General features: G+C 71.2%; 13 protein-coding genes and 4 tRNA genes. 9 read left to right on the top strand and 8 right to left on the bottom strand.

Annotated features, from left to right (window positions below; translation table 11 throughout):
• The coding region (gene zapE / locus NBZ85_RS13935; RefSeq protein ID WP_261562034.1) for a cell division protein ZapE at positions 1-828 on the top strand (828 nt) is incomplete at its 5' end.
• Positions 829-1041: 213 nt separating this feature from the next.
• Here zapE and treZ read toward each other — a convergent pair.
• From treZ to glgX, 3 genes are all read right to left on the bottom strand, one after another.
• Positions 1042-2805: a malto-oligosyltrehalose trehalohydrolase gene (gene treZ, locus NBZ85_RS13930; RefSeq protein ID WP_261562033.1), complete on the bottom strand. Its 1764-nt coding sequence runs from the start codon at positions 2803-2805 to the stop codon at positions 1042-1044.
• A gap of 251 nt (positions 2806-3056) precedes the next feature.
• Complete coding sequence (gene treY / locus NBZ85_RS13925) at positions 3057-5552, bottom strand: malto-oligosyltrehalose synthase (RefSeq protein WP_438803081.1); 2496 nt, start codon at positions 5550-5552, stop codon at positions 3057-3059.
• On the bottom strand, positions 5542-7761 hold the full coding sequence (gene glgX / locus NBZ85_RS13920; RefSeq protein ID WP_261556903.1) for a glycogen debranching protein GlgX: 2220 nt from the start codon (positions 7759-7761) through the stop codon (positions 5542-5544). Before glgX ends, treY begins: the two co-directional genes overlap by 11 nt.
• A gap of 125 nt (positions 7762-7886) precedes the next feature.
• On the opposite strand from glgX, the gene NBZ85_RS13915 reads away from it, so the two are divergent.
• The 4 genes from NBZ85_RS13915 to NBZ85_RS13900 all read left to right on the top strand — a co-directional run bounded on the left by NBZ85_RS13915 (position 7887) and on the right by NBZ85_RS13900 (position 10593).
• On the top strand, positions 7887-8321 hold the full coding sequence (locus NBZ85_RS13915) for an NfeD family protein (RefSeq protein WP_261562032.1): 435 nt from the start codon (positions 7887-7889) through the stop codon (positions 8319-8321).
• 74 nt (positions 8322-8395) lie between these two features.
• Positions 8396-9364 carry an SPFH domain-containing protein gene (locus tag NBZ85_RS13910; RefSeq protein ID WP_261556900.1) on the top strand — a complete coding sequence of 323 codons (969 nt, stop codon included), beginning with the start codon at positions 8396-8398 and terminating at the stop codon, positions 9362-9364.
• Positions 9365-9542: 178 nt separating this feature from the next.
• Positions 9543-10085, top strand: coding sequence for a DUF3145 domain-containing protein (locus tag NBZ85_RS13905; protein ID WP_261556896.1), 543 nt, complete (start codon positions 9543-9545; stop codon positions 10083-10085).
• A gap of 214 nt (positions 10086-10299) precedes the next feature.
• Positions 10300-10593, top strand: coding sequence for a DUF4193 domain-containing protein (locus tag NBZ85_RS13900; protein ID WP_136447338.1), 294 nt, complete (start codon positions 10300-10302; stop codon positions 10591-10593).
• 158 nt (positions 10594-10751) lie between these two features.
• Here NBZ85_RS13900 and NBZ85_RS13895 read toward each other — a convergent pair whose 3' ends face one another.
• Positions 10752-11339, bottom strand: coding sequence for an isochorismatase family protein (locus NBZ85_RS13895; RefSeq protein WP_261556895.1), 588 nt, complete (start codon positions 11337-11339; stop codon positions 10752-10754).
• Positions 11340-11522: 183 nt separating this feature from the next.
• Between NBZ85_RS13895 and NBZ85_RS13890 the strand changes: the two genes are divergently transcribed.
• Together NBZ85_RS13890 and NBZ85_RS13885 are read left to right on the top strand one after the other, a co-directional pair.
• Positions 11523-12332, top strand: a complete 810-nt coding sequence (locus NBZ85_RS13890) for a DUF3097 domain-containing protein (RefSeq protein ID WP_261556894.1) — start codon at positions 11523-11525, stop codon at positions 12330-12332.
• Between the two features lie 120 nt (positions 12333-12452).
• A complete protein-coding gene (locus NBZ85_RS13885) occupies positions 12453-13301 on the top strand; it encodes an N-acetylmuramoyl-L-alanine amidase (RefSeq protein WP_261556893.1) in 849 nt (282 codons plus the stop codon).
• 161 nt (positions 13302-13462) lie between these two features.
• Here NBZ85_RS13885 and NBZ85_RS13880 read toward each other — a convergent pair.
• From NBZ85_RS13880 to NBZ85_RS13870, 3 genes are all read right to left on the bottom strand, one after another.
• Positions 13463-13534: transfer RNA gene (locus tag NBZ85_RS13880), tRNA-Val, on the bottom strand.
• A gap of 12 nt (positions 13535-13546) precedes the next feature.
• Positions 13547-13618: transfer RNA gene (locus tag NBZ85_RS13875), tRNA-Cys, on the bottom strand.
• A 42-nt stretch (positions 13619-13660) separates the two neighbouring features.
• A tRNA-Gly gene (locus NBZ85_RS13870) sits at positions 13661-13733 on the bottom strand.
• Between the two features lie 336 nt (positions 13734-14069).
• On the opposite strand from NBZ85_RS13870, the gene NBZ85_RS13865 reads away from it, so the two are divergent.
• The gene (locus NBZ85_RS13865) at positions 14070-15170 is read left to right on the top strand and encodes a chorismate-binding protein (RefSeq protein WP_261556887.1); all 1101 of its coding nucleotides are present in this window, start codon (positions 14070-14072) and stop codon (positions 15168-15170) included.
• A gap of 184 nt (positions 15171-15354) precedes the next feature.
• Here NBZ85_RS13865 and NBZ85_RS13860 read toward each other — a convergent pair whose 3' ends face one another.
• Positions 15355-15786, bottom strand: coding sequence for an SsgA family sporulation/cell division regulator (locus tag NBZ85_RS13860; RefSeq protein WP_009739629.1), 432 nt, complete (start codon positions 15784-15786; stop codon positions 15355-15357).
• A gap of 436 nt (positions 15787-16222) precedes the next feature.
• Here NBZ85_RS13860 and NBZ85_RS13855 point away from each other — a divergent pair.
• Positions 16223-16294 (top strand) — tRNA-Val (locus NBZ85_RS13855).
• The last annotated feature ends 189 nt before the right edge of the window (positions 16295-16483 follow it).

Below are 16483 nucleotides of genomic sequence, written 5' to 3'. Positions count from 1 at the left end.
CGATCGGGTGGTGCGAGCCGTGGGGCGGGGATGGCCCTGCCGGGGGTGTACCTCGATGGCGGGTTCGGCGTCGGCAAGACCCACCTGCTCGCCTCGCTGTGGCACTCGGTTGCGGACCCGAAGGCGTACGGCACCTTCGTCGAGCTCACCTCCCTGGTGGGGGCGCTCGGCTTCGCGGCGACCGTGCAGGCCCTCGGCGGGCTGCGGCTGGTTGCCATCGACGAGTTCGAGCTCGACGATCCGGGCGACACGGTGCTCATGTCGACCCTGCTGACCCGCCTCGCCGACGCGGGTGTCGCGTTGGCCGCGACGAGCAACACCCAGCCGGAGGATCTCGGCGCCGGCCGGTTCGCCGCCGCTGATTTCCTGCGCGAGATCCAGGGCCTGGCCGCCCGCTTCGACGTCCTGCGCATCGATGGCGGCGACTACCGTCACCGGGGACTGCCGGCACCGCCCGCGCCATGCCCGGACGCCGAGGTCGCGGCGTTCGCCGCCGCCTTCGAGGGGGCGAGCGAGGACGGGTTCGCCGCGCTGTGCACGCATCTGGCGGGGCTGCACCCGTCACGTTACGGGGCGCTCGTCGACGGGGTGGGGCTGGTCGCGTTGCACGGCGTGGCGCCGGTCGCCGACCAGGCCGTGGCGCTGCGGTTCGTCGCGTTCGCCGACCGGCTCTACGACCGGTCGATCCCGATCGTCGCCTCGGGCGTCGGGGTGGCGGAGTTGTTCGGCGCGGAGCTGCTCGCCGGGCCGCATCGTAAGAAGTACCAGCGGGCGGTGTCGCGTCTGGCGGCGCTCGCCCGCGACGGCGCCCGCCTCACCGCCGCCTGAGAACACCGCCAGCTCCTCTCCCAGCCCGCGACCGTCGGCTGAGCCTGCGACGATGGACGCATGGGAACCTACGTCGTGCTGCTCGTCATGGTGTTGCTGGTGGGACTGGCGGTGCTCGGCGGGCTGTATTTCCTGCTGTCCCGGGACCGTGTCCGCCGCTGACCGGCGACGTCGGGCGACGTCGGGCGGCGCCGTTCAGCCGGGCGGCGCCGCTCAGCCGGCCGGCGGCAGCAGTCGGGTGATGACGACGGACTCGCCGTCGAGCTCGACGCGGCCCGGCATGTAGGTGAAGCCGGGCGCCGAGGCCGCCGGCGCGTCGAAGGGCACCCCGTCAAGCGGCACCGCCTGCCGCTGCGACGACAGGTTGACGACGATCGCCACATCCCCGCGGCGCACCACCAGCCAGCGGGCCTCCTCGTCGTAGGGGCACTCCACCGACGACCATGCCGGGTCCGTCAGCGCCGGCAGCTTGCGGCGCAGCCCGATGAGCCGGCGGTGCCAGTCCAGCAGGCTTCCGTGGCCCGGGCGGGCCGGCTCGGACCAGTCCAGCTTCGATCGCTCGAACGTCGCCGGGTCCTGCGGGTCGGGGACGTCGTCGGGCCCCCAGCCGTGCTCGGCGAACTCGGCGCGCCGCCCCTCGCGCACCGCGTCGCCGAGACCGGACGCGGTGTGGTCGGTGAAGTACTGCCAGGGAGTGTGCGCCCCCCATTCCTCCCCCATGAACAGCATCGGGGTCAGCGCCGAGGTGAGCAGCAGGGCCGCGCCGATGCGCAGCAGACCGTCGCTGAGCTGCGCCGACGACCGGTCGCCCACCGCCCGGTTGCCGATCTGGTCGTGGTTCTGCAGGAACGTGACGAACCGGTAGGCCGGTGTCGTCGGCGGCATCGGCCGGCCGTGGGAGCGGCCGCGGAACGCCGAGTAGCCGCCCTCGTGCACGAAACCCTTCGTCAGCGCGTGGGCGAGCGTCTCGATCGACCCGAAGTCGATGTAGTAGCCCTGCCGCTCGTCGGACAGCGTCGCCCACAGCGCGTGGTGGGCGTCGTCGCACCACTGGCCGTCCAGGCCGTACCCACCGGCCTCGGGGGCGACGACCAGCTTGGGATCGTTGAGGTCGGACTCGGCGACGACGAACAGCGGCCGGCGCACCTGCGCCCCGAGCCGGTGCACCGACTCGGCGATCTCCTCGAGCAGGTGCATCGCCCGGCTGTCCTGGAAGGCGTGCACGGCGTCCAGGCGCAGCCCGTCGCAGTGGAAGTCCCGGAGCCAGGACAACGCGCTGTCGAGGATGAACGCGCGGACCTCGTCGGAGCCGGGAGCGTCGAGGTTGACCGCCGGCCCCCACGGGGTGATGTACCGGTCGGTGAAGTACGGCCCGAACTGCCCCAGGTAGTTCCCGTCCGGGCCGAGGTGGTTGTAGACCACATCCATGATCACGCCGATGCCGTGGGCGTGCGCCGCGTCGACGAACCGCTTCAGCCCGTCCGGCCCGCCGTACGGCTCGTGCACAGCGGACAGGCCCACCCCGTCGTAACCCCAGCCGTGGTGCCCCGGGAAGGCGTTGACCGGCAGCAGCTCGACGGCGTCGATGCCGAGCTCGGCGAGATGGTCGAGCTTGCCGATCGCGGCGTCGAAGGTGCCCTCGGGAGTGAACGTCCCGACGTGCAGCTCGTAGAGCACGCTGCCGGCCAGCGCGATGCCGCGCCAGCTCGCGTCCGACCAGCGGAACGTCGAGTGGTCGACCAGCCGGGACCGGCCGTGCACCCCCGCCGGCTGCCAGACCGAGCGGGGATCGGGCAGCTCCTCGGTACCCCCGTCGAGCACGAAGGCGTAGTCCGTGCCGTGCTTCGCGGAGGGGACGTTCACCCACCACCAGCCTCGCCGCCCGGCGGACATCTCATGGGTGGCGTCGCCGGCGGAGTCCGCCACGACCAGGCTGACCGTCTTCGCGTCCGGGGCCCACAGCCGGAAGGTGCTCATAGCTCCTGTCTACCTTCCGCCGACGGGTGACATGCCGTGTCCGTGACAACGGCCCCCACCGAAGGTGCCCGCAGGACCCGGTTTCACCGGGTGAAACGGCCCCCTGTGACCAGCCTCATGGCAGCGGGCGCACCAGGTGGGATCCGTGATCCGCACCGCGGCACCCGCCCCGGCCCCGCCGGCGTGCAGATGACCGGCGACAGCGGAGGTCGTCTCGCGGAAGGGGCCCGTTCGCGCCGCCCGGCGCCGGATCAGGAGCGGACGAGGAGGCTGACGGGGAAGTCGCGCAGCAGGCGTAGGACGTAGGCGGTGCCGCCGTCGTGGCGGCGGCCGGTGAGGACGTCGGTCCAGCGGCCCTCGGGCAGCGGGATGGTGGTGTCGCGCCAGCCGCCGCCGCGGCGCAGGCCGAGGACCAGGCGGGGGGCCACGGTGACCACCGACTCGGAGCGGGCGAAGGCGACCACGTTCTCCGCGGCCGAGCCCGACGCCCACAGGGGGCGGTAGGTGGCTCGGTCGCCGAACCACTCGGGGTGCTCGCGGCGGGTCCGCAGCGTCCGGGTGACGACGAGCAGCTTCGCGGCGCCGGAGTCGTCGAGCACCGGTGGGCGCCGTGGCGTGCCGGTGTCCACGCCGGGCTCGACGCCGAGCTCGGCGAGCAGCTTCGTCCGGTCGCCGTAGTTGACCGGGCGGCGGTTGTCCGGGTCGACCAGGGACAGGTCCCACAGCTCCTGGCCCTGGTACAGGTCCGGGACGCCGGGGACGGTGAGCTGGAGCAGCTTCTGGGCCAGCGAGTTCTGCCGGCCGAGCTCGACGAGGGTGCCGACGTAGCCGGTGAGGACGGCGAGGAACTCCTCGTCCTCCAGCACCGACTCGATGTAGTTCGTCAGCGCGGCCTCGTAGGCGGGGTCCTGGTCGGTCCAGCTGGTGTAGACCTTCGCCTCGCGGACGGCCTTGAGCATGTACTGGGTCGCCCGCTCGGTGGGCAGCGGCCAGGCGCCGACGAGGGTCTGCAGCAGGAAGTAGGCGGTGGGCCGGTCCGGCCAGCCCTGCTCGGTGTCGCGGTGACGCTCGCCGAGGCGGACCAGGCTGCCGGCCACCTCCGCCCAGCCGCGTGGATCCTCGGAGAGGACGGCGAGGCGGGCCCGGACGTCCTCGGAGCGCTTCGTGTCGTGCGTCGACAGGGTGGTCATCGTCAGCGGCCAGCTCCGCTGCATCGCCAGGTTCGCCTCGTGGAACTCGGTGACGGCGCTGCGCGGATGCCCGGTGGTGAACGTCGGGAAGCGCGCCGGGTCGCCGCCGACCTCGTTGAGGGCGATGAGCCGGGAGTAGCGGTAGAACGCCGTGTCCTCGATGCCCTTGGCCATCACCGGCCCGCACGTCTGCTGGAAACGCGTGACGAACTCGGGCGGACCGCTCAGGGCCAGGTCCTCGATCAGGTCGACCTCGGTGGCGCGGCCGGGCAGGTAGGACCGCGCCTGCTCGCAGGCCCGCACCACGTGGCCGCGGGCCTCCAGGCTCGGCGTGCCGTCCGGGCGGATGTAGGCCCGGTAGACGTCGAAGGCGGCCAGCACCTCGCACAGCGCCTCCCGCAGCCCGGTGCGGGTGAGGTCCGCGCGGGCCTCCCGGGCTTCCCCGAGGGCGAGCGCGGTCAGCCGGTCCACCTCGGGTTGCAGCACGCCGGCGAGCACGTCGAGCTTGGCGGCCCGCGCCTCGGCCTCGTAGTCGGGATCGGCGCGGGTGATCTCCTGGTAGAGCACGGCGAGTGGATGTCCGGCGACGGGGTCGAGGAACAGCCGGGTCAGCCGGGCGATCCCCTCGTAGCCGGTGGTGCCGTCACAGGCCCAGGTGTCGGGGAGGGCCTCGTCCTGCTCCAGGATCTTCTCGACGACGGTCCACACCCCGCCGGAGGCGTCGGCGAGCCGTCGCAGGTAGCCCTCCGGGTCGGCCAGGCCGTCCGGATGGTCGATGCGCAATCCATCGAACGTGCCCGCCCGGACCTGTTCGATGAGCAGCCGGTGGGTCGCGGCGAAGACGTCGGGTTCCTCCTGGCGCAGCCCGGCGAGGGTGGTGATGTCGAAGAAACGGCGGTAGTTCAGCTCGCTCGCGGCGACCCGCCACCAGCACAGCCGGTAGTACTGGGCGTCCAGGGTGGCGGCGACGTCGTCGGGGTCGGCGGTGCCGGGCGCGGTCGGCAGCACGTGGTCGTAGTAGACGACGACCCACGCGCCCTCGGTGTCCTGCTCGACGGAGATCTCCCCGGCGGCCAGGCAGTCCGCGAGGCCCGCGCCGAGGATCGGGACCAGCACCCGGCCCGGGTTGTCGGGCGCGGCCCAGTCGATGTCGAACCAGGAGGCGTAGGGGGATTCGGGCCCCTCGCGCAGCACCGACCACCAGGCCGAGTTCGCCGTCTCCGGGGTGACGGACATGTGGTTCGGGACGACGTCGACGACGATGCCGAGGCCGGCCTTGCGGCAGGCGGCGGTCAGCCGGCGCAGGCCGCCCGTCCCGCCGAGCTCGGGGTTGATCTGGCCGTGCTCGACGAGGTCGTAGCCGTGCGTCGAGCCGGGGGCGGCCTCCAGCACCGGCGACAGGTACAGGTGCGACACGCCGAGTGTGGCCAGGTAGGGGACGATCACGGCCGCGTCGGTGAAGGAGAAGTCGAGGTTGAGCTGGAGCCGGTAGGTCGAGGTCGGCACCACCCGCTCGGCTCTGGGCCCGCCCGGTGGGGGGGTGGGCTCAGTCGACACGGCGCAGCACGACCGTCGAACGGGCGTCGATCTCGATCGGGTCGCCGGCCTTGACCACCTTGCCCACGTCGGTCGGATCGAGGGCGGAGTGGGCCAGGGGGATGGTCTCCAGGGTGGCGTCGATCTCCGCGGTGGACTTGCGGGTGTCGACGACCGTTTCCCAGGACGCGCCGAAGCTCGGCGCCGGCACCCGGAAGGCGACCGGCTCGTAGTGCGCGTTGAAGTACAGCAGGAAGGAGTCGTCGGTGATCGACTGGCCGAGCGCGTCCGGGTCCGGGATGCCCTCCCCGTTGAGGTAGACGCCCAGGGAGCGGGCTGTGCCGGATTCCCAGTCGGTGTCGGACATCTCGGTGCCGTCCGGCCGCAGCCAGACGATGTCCTTCTTGGCCGGGTCGTCGGCCACGGCCGGGTCGTCGGTCGCGGCGCTGCGGGCCGTGGCGCCCTGCCCGCGCAGGGAGATCCCCTGGAAGAACCGGCGGCGCCGGAAGATCGGGTGGTCCTTGCGCAGCCTGGACAGCAGGCCGACGAACTCCACCAGGTCGGCGTTGCGCTCCGCGTCCGCCCAGTCCAGCCAGGAGAGCGGGTTGTCCTGGCAGTAGGCGTTGTTGTTGCCGTGTTGGGTGCGCCCCATCTCGTCTCCGGCGACCAGCATCGGCACCCCCTGGGACAGCAGTAGCGTCGTGAGCAGGTTACGGGTTTGCGCGGTCCGCAGGGACAGTACGTTCGCGTCGTCGGTCGGCCCCTCGACTCCGCAGTTCCAGGAGCGGTTGTCGTCCGATCCGTCCCGGTTTCCCTCCCCGTTGGCCTCGTTGTGCTTGTCGTTGTACGAGACGAGGTCGCGCAGCGTGAAGCCGTCGTGGGCGGTGATGAAGTTGATCGACGCCCAGGGGCGTCGCCCGCTGTTCTCGTACAGGTCGCTCGACCCGGTCAGCCGGGAGGCGAACTCGGCGATGCCATGGTCCTGGCCGCGCCAGAAGTCACGGACGGTGTCACGGTACTTACCGTTCCACTCGGTCCACAGCGGGGGGAAGTTCCCGACCTGGTAGCCGCCCTCGCCGAGGTCCCACGGCTCGGCGATCAGCTTGACCTGGGAGACGACCGGGTCCTGCTGGACCAGGTCGAAGAACGACGACAGCCGGTCGACGTCGTAGAACTCCCGCGCCAGCGTCGCGGCCAGGTCGAAGCGGAAGCCGTCGACGTGCATGTCGGTCACCCAGTACCGCAGCGAGTCCATGATCAGCTGCAGGACGTGGGGGTGGCGGACCCGCAGGCTGTTGCCGGTGCCTGTGTAGTCCATGTAGTAGTGGGGGTCGTCGTCCACGAGGCGGTAGTAGGCGGCGTTGTCGATGCCGCGGAAGCACAGCATCGGCCCCATGTGGTTGCCCTCGGCGGTGTGGTTGTAGACGACGTCGAGGATCACCTCGATCCCGGCCTCGTGCAGGTTCTTGACCATGCCCTTGAACTCCTGCACCTGCCGGCCGTGCCCGCCGGAGGCGGAGTAGCCGTTGTGCGGGGCGAGGAAGGCGATCGAGTTGTAGCCCCAGTAGTTGCGCAGGTTCTTGCTGACCAGGTGCTCGTCGTGGACGAACTGGTGCACGGGCAGCAGTTCGATCGCGGTGACGCCGAGCTTGCGGTAATGGTCGATCATCAGGGGGTGGGCGATGCCGGCGTAGGTGCCGCGGTACTCCTCGGGCAGCCCGGGATGGTTCTTGGTGAGTCCGCGGACGTGCGCCTCGTAGAACACCGACTCGTTGTACGGCGTGCGCGGCGGACGGTCGCCGTTCCAGTCGAAGAACGGGCTGATCACGACCGACTTCATCATGTGCGGGCCGGAGTCGGCGTCGTTGACGCCGTCCGGGTCGCCGAAGGTGTACGGGAACACCGCCTGGTCCCAGGCGACCTCGCCGTCAACAGCCTTCGCGTACGGGTCGAGCAACAGCTTGTGCGGGTTGCAGCGGGTGCCGTGGGCCGGGTCGTAGGGGCCGTAGACCCGGTAGCCGTAGCGCTGCCCCGGCCCGACGGTGGGCAGGTAGGCGTGCCAGACGAAGGCGTCGACCTCCTTCAGGTCGACCCGGTCCTCCTGGCCCGCATCGTCGAACAGGCAGAGCTGGACCCGGTCGGCGATCTCCGAGAAGAGCGCGAAATTCGTCCCCGACCCGTCATATGTGGCGCCCAGGGGATAAGGGCTGCCCGGCCATACCTGCGACATACGAACGAAGCCTACGGCCAGGACGGATGCTCTGATCCGGGGGCGCGCGAAATGTGAGGTCGGAGCTTCGACGATCATTGAGGTTTCATTGATCGGTTGCTGACGGCCGGCCCTAGCATGGAGTCATGGCCGACTGGGCGATCTGGGTCGTCGTCGCCGGCGCCTTGCTCGCCGGCGAGCTGCTCACGCTGGACCTGACGCTGGTGATGTTCTCGCTGGCGGCGTTGGTGGGCGCGGCCGTCGCGCTGCTGGGTGTCGACGCGGCCTGGCAGATCGCCGGGTTCGTCGTGGCGGCCGGTGGCCTCGGCCTCGGGCTTCGCCCGGTGGCCCGCCGGCACCTGCAGCGAACCCCTGAACTGCGCACCGGCGCGGACGCGCTGGTGGGGGAGCGGGTGTTGGTGCTGGAGCGGGTGAACGGGGAGGGCGGCCGGGTGAAGATCAAGGGGGAGGTCTGGTCGGCCCGGTCCTACCCGGCCACGACCGTGCTGGAGGTCGGCAGCGAGGGGCGTGTCCTGCGCATCGACGGAGCGACCGCCATCGTGCACCGGTTCGAGATCTGACTTCGCGGCCCGGCGTCCCCGGGGCCGGTGGGGTCACGGCAAGGCCCGTGGGTCCGACAGGGAAGGGGTACGTCATGGCAGGTGTCATCGTCGCCGTGGTGGTCGCGGCGGTACTTTTGATCTTTTTGGTGCGGGCGGTGCGCATCGTCCCGCAGGCGCGGGCGATGGTGGTGGAACGCCTCGGTCGGTACCACCGCACCCTCACCCCGGGGCTGGCGATCGTGGTCCCGTTCGTCGACCGGGTGCGCGACCGCATCGACCTGCGCGAGCAGGTGGTCAGCTTCCCGCCGCAGCCGGTGATCACCGAGGACAACCTCGTGGTCGGGATCGACACGGTGATCTACTTCCAGGTCACCGATCCACGGGCAGCCACCTACGAGATCGCCAACGTCATCCGCGCCATCGAGCAGCTCACCGTCACCACGTTGCGCAACGTCATCGGCGGGCTGAACCTGGAGGCCACCCTCACCTCCCGCGACCAGATCAACGGGCAGCTGCGCGGGGTGCTCGACGAGGCCACCGGCAAATGGGGCATCCGGGTCAACCGGGTGGAGCTGAAGGCCATCGACCCGCCACGCTCCATCCAGGATTCGATGGAGAAGCAGATGCGGGCCGAGCGGGACCGCCGCGCGGCGATCCTGACCGCCGAGGGCGTCAAGCAGAGCGAGATCCTGCGGGCCGAGGGGGAGAAGCAGGCGGCGATCCTGCGGGCCGAAGGTGAGCGCGAGGCGCAGATCCTCACCGCCGAGGGCGAGGCGAAGGCCATCGGGACCGTCTTCCGGGCGATCCACGAGGGCGACGCCGACCAGAAGCTGCTGGCCTACCAGTACCTGCAGACACTGCCGCAGATCGCCCAGGGGCAGGCGAGCAAGCTGTGGATCGTGCCGAGCGAACTGACCGGCGCGCTCAGCGGCCTCGGCGGCCTGCTGGGCGCCGCACCCGCACCCGCCGCCGCACCCGCCGCACCCGCACCCGCCGGCGGCGGACCGAACGGGGCCGCACCGCAGCGGCCGGAGCCTGCCTCAGGCGAGCTATCCGGATGAACCATCCCCCGGGCGGGGAGGGTGGTTGCCCCGGGCCGGTCCTCCGCCCAATTAGTCATACTTCCGGAGGGGGGTGGGGCTAGTCCGCCGAGCCGGACCATGGGACGATTTCGGCAAGCTGTCCGGGGGCGAGTCGACAGGCGCAGGGGAAGGCGTTCCTCGTCGACGGAGGTCCCGCGTGGTCGCAATATCCTCGACAGCTCGTGAGCTGTCATCCGGCTCGTCGTCCTTCGCCGTGCCGGGCAAGCTGGCGGTGCTCGCCTGTCCGCCGGCGCTGTGCCCGCACCTGGAGTTCGGCGCGTCCGGAGTGTTGTCGTCGCCTGTGTCGCTGACCTGGACGGCGCAGCCTGGCATGCCCGGATTCCTCTTCGCCGGGCTGGAGTGGCGCGCGTCCCCGGGCACGGCGGGCCGGGTCGCCGGTGCGCTGCGCCGGCTTGGGCACGTCACCTTCGAAACCGTCGAGGGGCCCTCACCCGGGTGCGACGCCGAGCGCTATTCCTATACCCCCGATCTCGGCCTGCACCGGGCCGCGATCGCCGCCAACGGCGACGTGGTGGTCGGCGAGGCGGCCCTGCGGGCGTTGCTGGAACGGGGCGAGGCTCGCGAGACCCTCGCCCGGGGCCTGCACCGCCTGCTCGGGACGGCCTGGGACGACGTCCTCGAGCCGCTGCGTCGAGGCGCCCACGGAGCCCCGGTCACCTGGCTGCGGCGCACCGGCTAGCGACCCGCACAGCCGGCCCGCGGCCGGGTTGGGCCGCACCGAGTCGGGTAGGCACCGCGGATGTTCAGGGCCACGCGACGCATCGACGCGGAGATGGTTGCGAGGGTGTGGTGAAGCCCACACCAGGGTAGCGCGGGTCTGACGGGCACATACCCCGGCGGTCATGCGTTGTGGCTTGCGCACGACCACGCACAACCTTTCTGGGAGTTATTCAGTGGCCACCGATTACGACACACCTCGTACGGCTGACATAGAGGACGCCTCGGAGCAGAGCCTCGAGGCCCTCAAGGCGCGGCGGGCGGACGCGGCGACTGATCTCGGTGACGATGTTGATCCGTTCGAAACCGAGCTCGGCCTGCCGGGTGCCGACCTGGCCGGAGAGGAACTCAATGTCCGAGTGCTTCCGCGGCAGGCTGACGAGTTCACCTGCACGCAGTGCTACCTCGTGCACCACCGTAGTCAGCTCGTGGACGAGCGCCGCATGATCTGCCGAGACTGCGCGGCCTGAGGAGCCGCGTTCGGATAGTTCCACCGCATGGCCTCTGGCGTGGGCTCACGACACGCCACGGCCGTGGCGGCGGCATGCCCGCCGACGGCATCCCGCTGCCGATCAGGCCGCGACCGTACCCTTCCGCGCCCGTACCCTCCGCGACCCGCCACGATGCCTCAGGCGACGAGCACGCCCGCGTCCCGCATCGCTGCCACCGCCCGTTCGTCGTCGCCTGGGTGGAGGTTGACGAATCTGGTGTGGGCCAGCGGTAGCAGTACCGTCAGGCCCAGTAGGCGTGCATCCAGCGCGCTTTCCCGGACGCAGTGGTCGCCGGCCAGGCCGACCACGACGAGCGTCGAGACGCCCAGCCGAACGAGCCGTTCTTCGAGCACCGTCGCCGACCGATGCCCCGAGGCCGGGTCTCGCACCGAGAAGGCAGAGTAGCCGTCGGCCCCGTCCACCCCTTTGCGGATCACCTCGCCGGTCACGACCAGATCGGGGTGGAACTCTGCGCCGATGGTGTCTGCCACGCAGTGCGGCGGCCAGACACCGCCGTCGGTCACAAAGTGCGGGGTACGCGCGGGATGCCAGTCCTGGCTGTAAAACACCGGGGACCCGGCGGCCACCGCGGCAGAGACCTCGGCGTTCACCCCGTCGATGATCTTCTCGCCGCCGGCGACGTAGAGGCTGCCCGCCGGGTCGGCGAAGTCGTTCTGAACGTCCACGACCAGCAGGGCGACTCCCGGCCCGTAGCGTGCGGTCACCGCGGTGCCTCCCGTTGCTCCAGACGGTTCCTCCGCTCGCGCCACCGGGCCTGGTCGGACCGGACCATCGCGAGCCAGCGCGGGGCCAAGGGCGCCGTGTGCGGATATGCCCCCACTGTCGTATCTCGACACGCCCGCGTCGATATCCCTGATCATGGCGATCTGGCGGCCTAGGTTCGGAGCATGCGCAGCCGCGACTATAGCCGGGACGTCCTGGCACCCGCCGCCCGCACTCGCCCGGCTCTGCCGCCGGAGGTCGAGCTCGAGCCCGACCTGGTGGTCGAGGAGGTCGCGACCGGTTTCTGCGGCGCCGTGGTCGCCGCCGAGCACGGCGCGGTGACATTGGAGGACCGGCACGGCGCCCGTCGGGTGTTTCCGCTCGAACCCGGCGCCTTTCTGCTGGAGGGGCGCCGGGTCACGCTCGTGCGGCCCCGCCGCGCGGTGCCCGCCGCCCCCTCGCGTACCGCCTCCGGCTCGCGCGTCGTCACCGGTCACCGGGCCCGGGTCGCCCGCGCCAGCCGCATCTACGTGGAGGGTGTGCACGACGCCGCCCTCGTCGAGCGGGTGTGGGGCGACGACCTGCGCATCGAGGGCGTGGTGGTGGAGAGCCTCGATGGCGTCGACGAGCTGCCGGCGGTGGTCGAGACCTTCCGGCCGGGGCCTGGCCGGCGGTTGGGTGTCCTCGTCGACCATCTCGTCCCAGGATCGAAGGAGAGCCGCATCGCGGCCGCCGTCGTCGGCGAGCATGTACTGGTCACCGGGCATCCCTACATCGACATCTGGCAGGCGGTGAAACCGGCGTCGATCGGCATCCGGGCCTGGCCGACGGTGCCCCGCGGCGAGCCGTGGAAGGAGGGGGTGTGCCGGGTGCTGGGCGTCGCTGAGCCCGGCGATCTGTGGCGCCGGGTGCTCGCGTCCGTCGACAGCTACACCGACCTGGAGGTGGGCCTGCTTGGCGCGGTGGAGCGGCTGATCGACTTCGTCACGGCCTGACGGCTGCCCGCTCCGCCACGCGCCCCGCCCCGCGCCCCGCCACGTTCGGGCCGGATTCGGACGTCCGCATACGGTGAGTGCGGACGGGGCAGCTCGACCCCTTCGTGGGCGGGAGACACGATGCCGGCGTGGATCAGGCCGACGCTTGTCCAAGCCGTCGCCGTGGTCGCCGTCGCCCTGGCGGCCGGGTTCGGTCTGCGGTTCGCGCTGACGGGCTCGGATGGAAACGGCGCCGGTGCCCCCGCGCCTGGTGTCTCGCCCACTGCCGTCGCCGCGACGGCGCTCGCCGGCCGCACCATCGTGCTCGACCCGGGCCACAACGGCGGGAACAGCCGGGCGGCCACAGCCATCAGCCGGCCGGTGCCCGCTGGGGGCTTCGACAAGGAGTGCGACACCGTCGGTGCCGAGACCGACGGGGGCTACCCGGAGCACGCCTTCACGTTCGATCTCGCCCAGCGGGCGGCCGTGATCCTGCGCTCCCGCGGTGCCAGGGTCGTGCTGACCCGACCGGACGACGACGGGGTGGGCCCGTGCGTCGACGAGCGGGCGAGGATCGGCAACGGCGCCGCAGCGGCCGCGGTTGTCTCCATCCACGCGGACGGGGGGCCCGCTGAGGGCCGCGGGTTCCACGTGATCGCGCCCGCGCTGAGCCCCGACCGGACCAACGCGGTGATCCTCGCCCCGTCGAGCCGGCTCGCGGGGACCCTGCGGTCGGCGTTCGGCCGTGCCACCGGCCAGCCACTGGCCGACTATCTGGGAAAGGAGGGGATGACGATTCGGTCCGATCTCGGTGGGCTGAACCTCTCCCGCGTCCCGAAGGTGTTCCTCGAATGCGGAAACATGCGTAACCGGACCGACGCCGCGGAAATCATCGATCCAGCCTGGCGGGCCCGGGCGGCGAGCGGCCTCGCCGACGGTGTGACCGCGTTCCTCCTGGGCGAGGGCTCACCGTCGGCGGCGCCGCGCTGACCTGGCCGGTGGCGGACGCGCCGCGGCGGGACAGCCTGTGCCGCAGCGGATCCGCGCGGGCGGGCGTCTCTCGGGCCGGCGGTGCAGCCGCGCACGGGGACATGAAAACGGCCACTCCGCGGAGTGGCCGTTTGAGGCAGATGAAACGCTGTTCTGCGGGGTGGGCGATACTGGGATTGAACCAGTGACCTCTACCGTGTCAAGGTAGCGCTCTCCCACTGAGCTAATCGCCCGCAATGGATCAGAGGCGGAGGCGGGAATCGAACCCGCGTACAGGGCTTTGCAGGCCCTTGCCTAAACCACTCGGCCACTCCGCCGCGGGAGGCCGCTGGTACGGACCTCTAGCCCCTCTGTTCCCGAGCGGACGACGGGATTCGAACCCGCGACCCTCACCTTGGCAAGGTGATGCTCTACCAACTGAGCCACGTCCGCGCTGCACCAGCGTTCTTGGCGGTGCAGCTAGCACTCTAGCGGACGAACGGCCTCTGCGTCGAATGGCCCGCCAGACGTCGCGGGAATGTTGCGTTGGGTCAAGGAGTCCCACGTGAACATCGGGTTTCGCCCACGGCACGTCCACCGTGCCGGTCGATGCTCGCGCCGGCCCCCTCTGAGGCTCGCCCCCACACCGTCGCCCCCACACCGCCGCCGGCCACCGCCGCCGGCCTGTGCGGCAGCCGTCGTGATGCGTGCCATGGCCGCGGGCGAGCGGCTCGCGGGGCGCGCATCGCAGGGCAGCGGGTCGTGAGGGAAGGCGGTAACGTGATCGGAATGAGCCGGACGAACGTGGGCGCTCCGGAACCGATCGCCCGCGGGTCCACGGCGGTCCCGCGGTCCAGGTCACCCTCGTACCTGCTCGCCGGCGACCGGCTCGCCACGGGAGTCGTGGAGATCAGTGACGATCCCGCGGTGCTGGAACGCGGTGGTTTCTGGGCCGTGGTCGTCGACTTCGAGGGAGTGCTGCGCTGCGTCCGGTTCGCCGACGTGCGTTCGGTGCCCGCCGCCGGTCCCGCGGCCCTGAGCCGCGGCCCGTGGCGTGGTCCGGACCTGCGGTCCTGGGCCACCAGCCTCGATCACGCCGCCTACGTGGCGGGCGCGGTCGCCATCCGGGAGCGCATCGCCGCCGGTGACGTCTACGAGGTGAACCTCTGCCGGCTGCTGTCCGCGCCGCTGCCCCCCGCCGGTCCCGGTGGCGAACCGGTCGAACCCGACCCCGCCGCGCTCGCCGCGGTCCTCGCGGCCGGGAATCCGGCCCCGTACGCGCTCGCGCTGGACGTTCCCGAGGCGGGCCTGCGGATCGCGGGGGCCTCGCCGGAGCTGTTCCTTGCGCGGGACGGCGACGTCGTGCGCTCCGGGCCCATCAAGGGCACCGGGCGGACCGTACGCGATCTTCGGGACAAGGACGTCGCCGAGAACATCATGATTGTTGATCTGGTACGCAACGACCTCGGGCGGGTGGCCCGGACCGGCAGTGTCACCGTGCCGGCTCTGTGCGCCGTCGAACATCATCCGGGCCTGGTCCACCTCGTGTCGACGGTGCGCGCCCGGTTGCAGCCCGGGATGGGCTGGCCGGAGTTGCTGGCCGCCGCCTGTCCGCCCGGCTCGGTCTCCGGCGCGCCCAAGTCGAGCGCGCTGCGGATCATTCGCGAGCTGGAGCCGGGGCCGCGCGGTCCCTACTGTGGCGGGATCGGCTGGGTGGATGCCGACAGCGGTCGAGGATGGCTCTCGGTCGGCATCCGCACCTTCTGGTTCGATGCGGACCGGCTGTGGTTCGGCACCGGCGCCGCTGTGACCTGGGGCAGCGACCCGCAGGGGGAGTGGCGCGAGACCGAGCTCAAAGCCCACCGGCTGGTGGGGCTGGCGAGCGGCTGAGACGAGGGGGAGCCCCGTAGGCGCGCAGACGACAACCCGCCTGGCCGGGCAGGGCCCGACCAGGCGGGTTGATGCTGCGTGTGCAATGGGATCCGGAACTGCCTCAGGTACAGGAGGCGATCCCCTGTCGAACAGTGCCCGCACCGGCCTGCCGGGGTCGGGAACGATCCCGACCCCGGTGAGATCACCGCTCGGGGCCGCCCCAGATCAGTAGGGCAAGTTCCGCATCAAGATCGATGATGTCGCTCTCGCCGCCGAGGGGCACAGCGGAATACGTCCGCCGCAGGAAGGCCAGCACTTCGGAACGCGGCATCTCGAACAGCGCGTGCCCCGAAGGACTCGACAGGGACAGGCAGACGATCCGCCCACCGGACTGGGCGGCCGGCCACACCTGCACGTCACCGTCCCCGGCCGGACGGCGGACGCCGTCGCTCAGGAGTTGGCGTGCGAAGGTCCACTCCACGACCTCGTCGGCTCCCGTGCGGAAGCCGATGCTGATCGCATAAGGGTCGGCCGGCTCGTACCGGACCGTCGCGGCGACCGGCACCGGAGCGCCGCCGGGGACGACGAGTCGAAGGGCGAGTTCGGCGGTGATCGAATCGTGACGAATAGTCATCGGGCGGCCTCTCATGGTGCGTGGTGCGGGCGAGCACCCGTGTAACGGGATAGTTCCCTCTCCGAGTCCCGTTGGAAACAAGATTATGCCAAGACAACATCCGTTACGGCAGTTCGGGCGAGTTGACTGGCCTGGAAGGGTGAACCTTTCCCGGGTAGATCCTAGATCGGTCGGCCGCTAGGTGTACCCCCACCGCAGGCGGGCGGATGATTACCATCCGTAGCGTCCGAACGTCCCCCCGAGCATCAGGCCAACCTGCCAAGGCCGTTCCACCTTGAGCCTTCCCCGTCCGGGTGGTTCTCAACCTCGGCCAGTCGCGGCGAACCTGGCCCAGTCCGGCCACCGGGCGGGACGGCGGACATCGGCGTATCCGTCCACCGGGACCCCCTGCACCGGCCCGGATCGGCGCCGTGTAGGGTAGTTTCATCACCCGCAAGGGCGTATAGCTCAGTGGTAGAGCGCTGCCTTCACACGGCAGAGGTCCGTGGTTCGAAACCACGTACGCCCACGCGATCTGGTTTGTCATGCTGCGCCCCCGAAGGGGTTTTGCGGAGGTCTCGCGCAATGTCTGCCCGGGGGGGCGACTCCCCGGACCCCCCGGGGTTGGGGGAGTGGGGAATCTCGTTCTTTGAAGTGGTTTGGGGCAGTCTGGGGTGGCGTTGAGGGCATGGGGCGCCTTGGGGGTTGGGCCAGGTTG

This window comes from Frankia tisae (assembly GCF_025403405.1).
GTDB lineage: Bacteria > Actinomycetota > Actinomycetes > Frankiales > Frankiaceae > Frankia > Frankia tisai.
This window is presented reverse-complemented; position numbering and strand designations above follow the sequence as displayed.

Bases quoted from the DNA above. Each gene is read 5' to 3' on its own strand.
- treZ (WP_261562033.1), bottom strand. From the start codon at position 2,805: ATGAGCACCTTCCGGCTGTGGGCCCCGGACGCGAAGACGGTCAGCCTG.
- glgX (WP_261556903.1), bottom strand. From the start codon at position 7,761: ATGTCGCAGGTATGGCCGGGCAGCCCTTATCCCCTGGGCGCCACATAT.
- NBZ85_RS13915 (WP_261562032.1), top strand. From the start codon at position 7,887: ATGGCCGACTGGGCGATCTGGGTCGTCGTCGCCGGCGCCTTGCTCGCC.
- NBZ85_RS13910 (WP_261556900.1), top strand. From the start codon at position 8,396: ATGGCAGGTGTCATCGTCGCCGTGGTGGTCGCGGCGGTACTTTTGATC.
- NBZ85_RS13890 (WP_261556894.1), top strand. From the start codon at position 11,523: ATGCGCAGCCGCGACTATAGCCGGGACGTCCTGGCACCCGCCGCCCGC.
- NBZ85_RS13885 (WP_261556893.1), top strand. From the start codon at position 12,453: ATGCCGGCGTGGATCAGGCCGACGCTTGTCCAAGCCGTCGCCGTGGTC.
- NBZ85_RS13865 (WP_261556887.1), top strand. From the start codon at position 14,070: ATGAGCCGGACGAACGTGGGCGCTCCGGAACCGATCGCCCGCGGGTCC.
- NBZ85_RS13860 (WP_009739629.1), bottom strand. From the start codon at position 15,786: ATGACTATTCGTCACGATTCGATCACCGCCGAACTCGCCCTTCGACTC.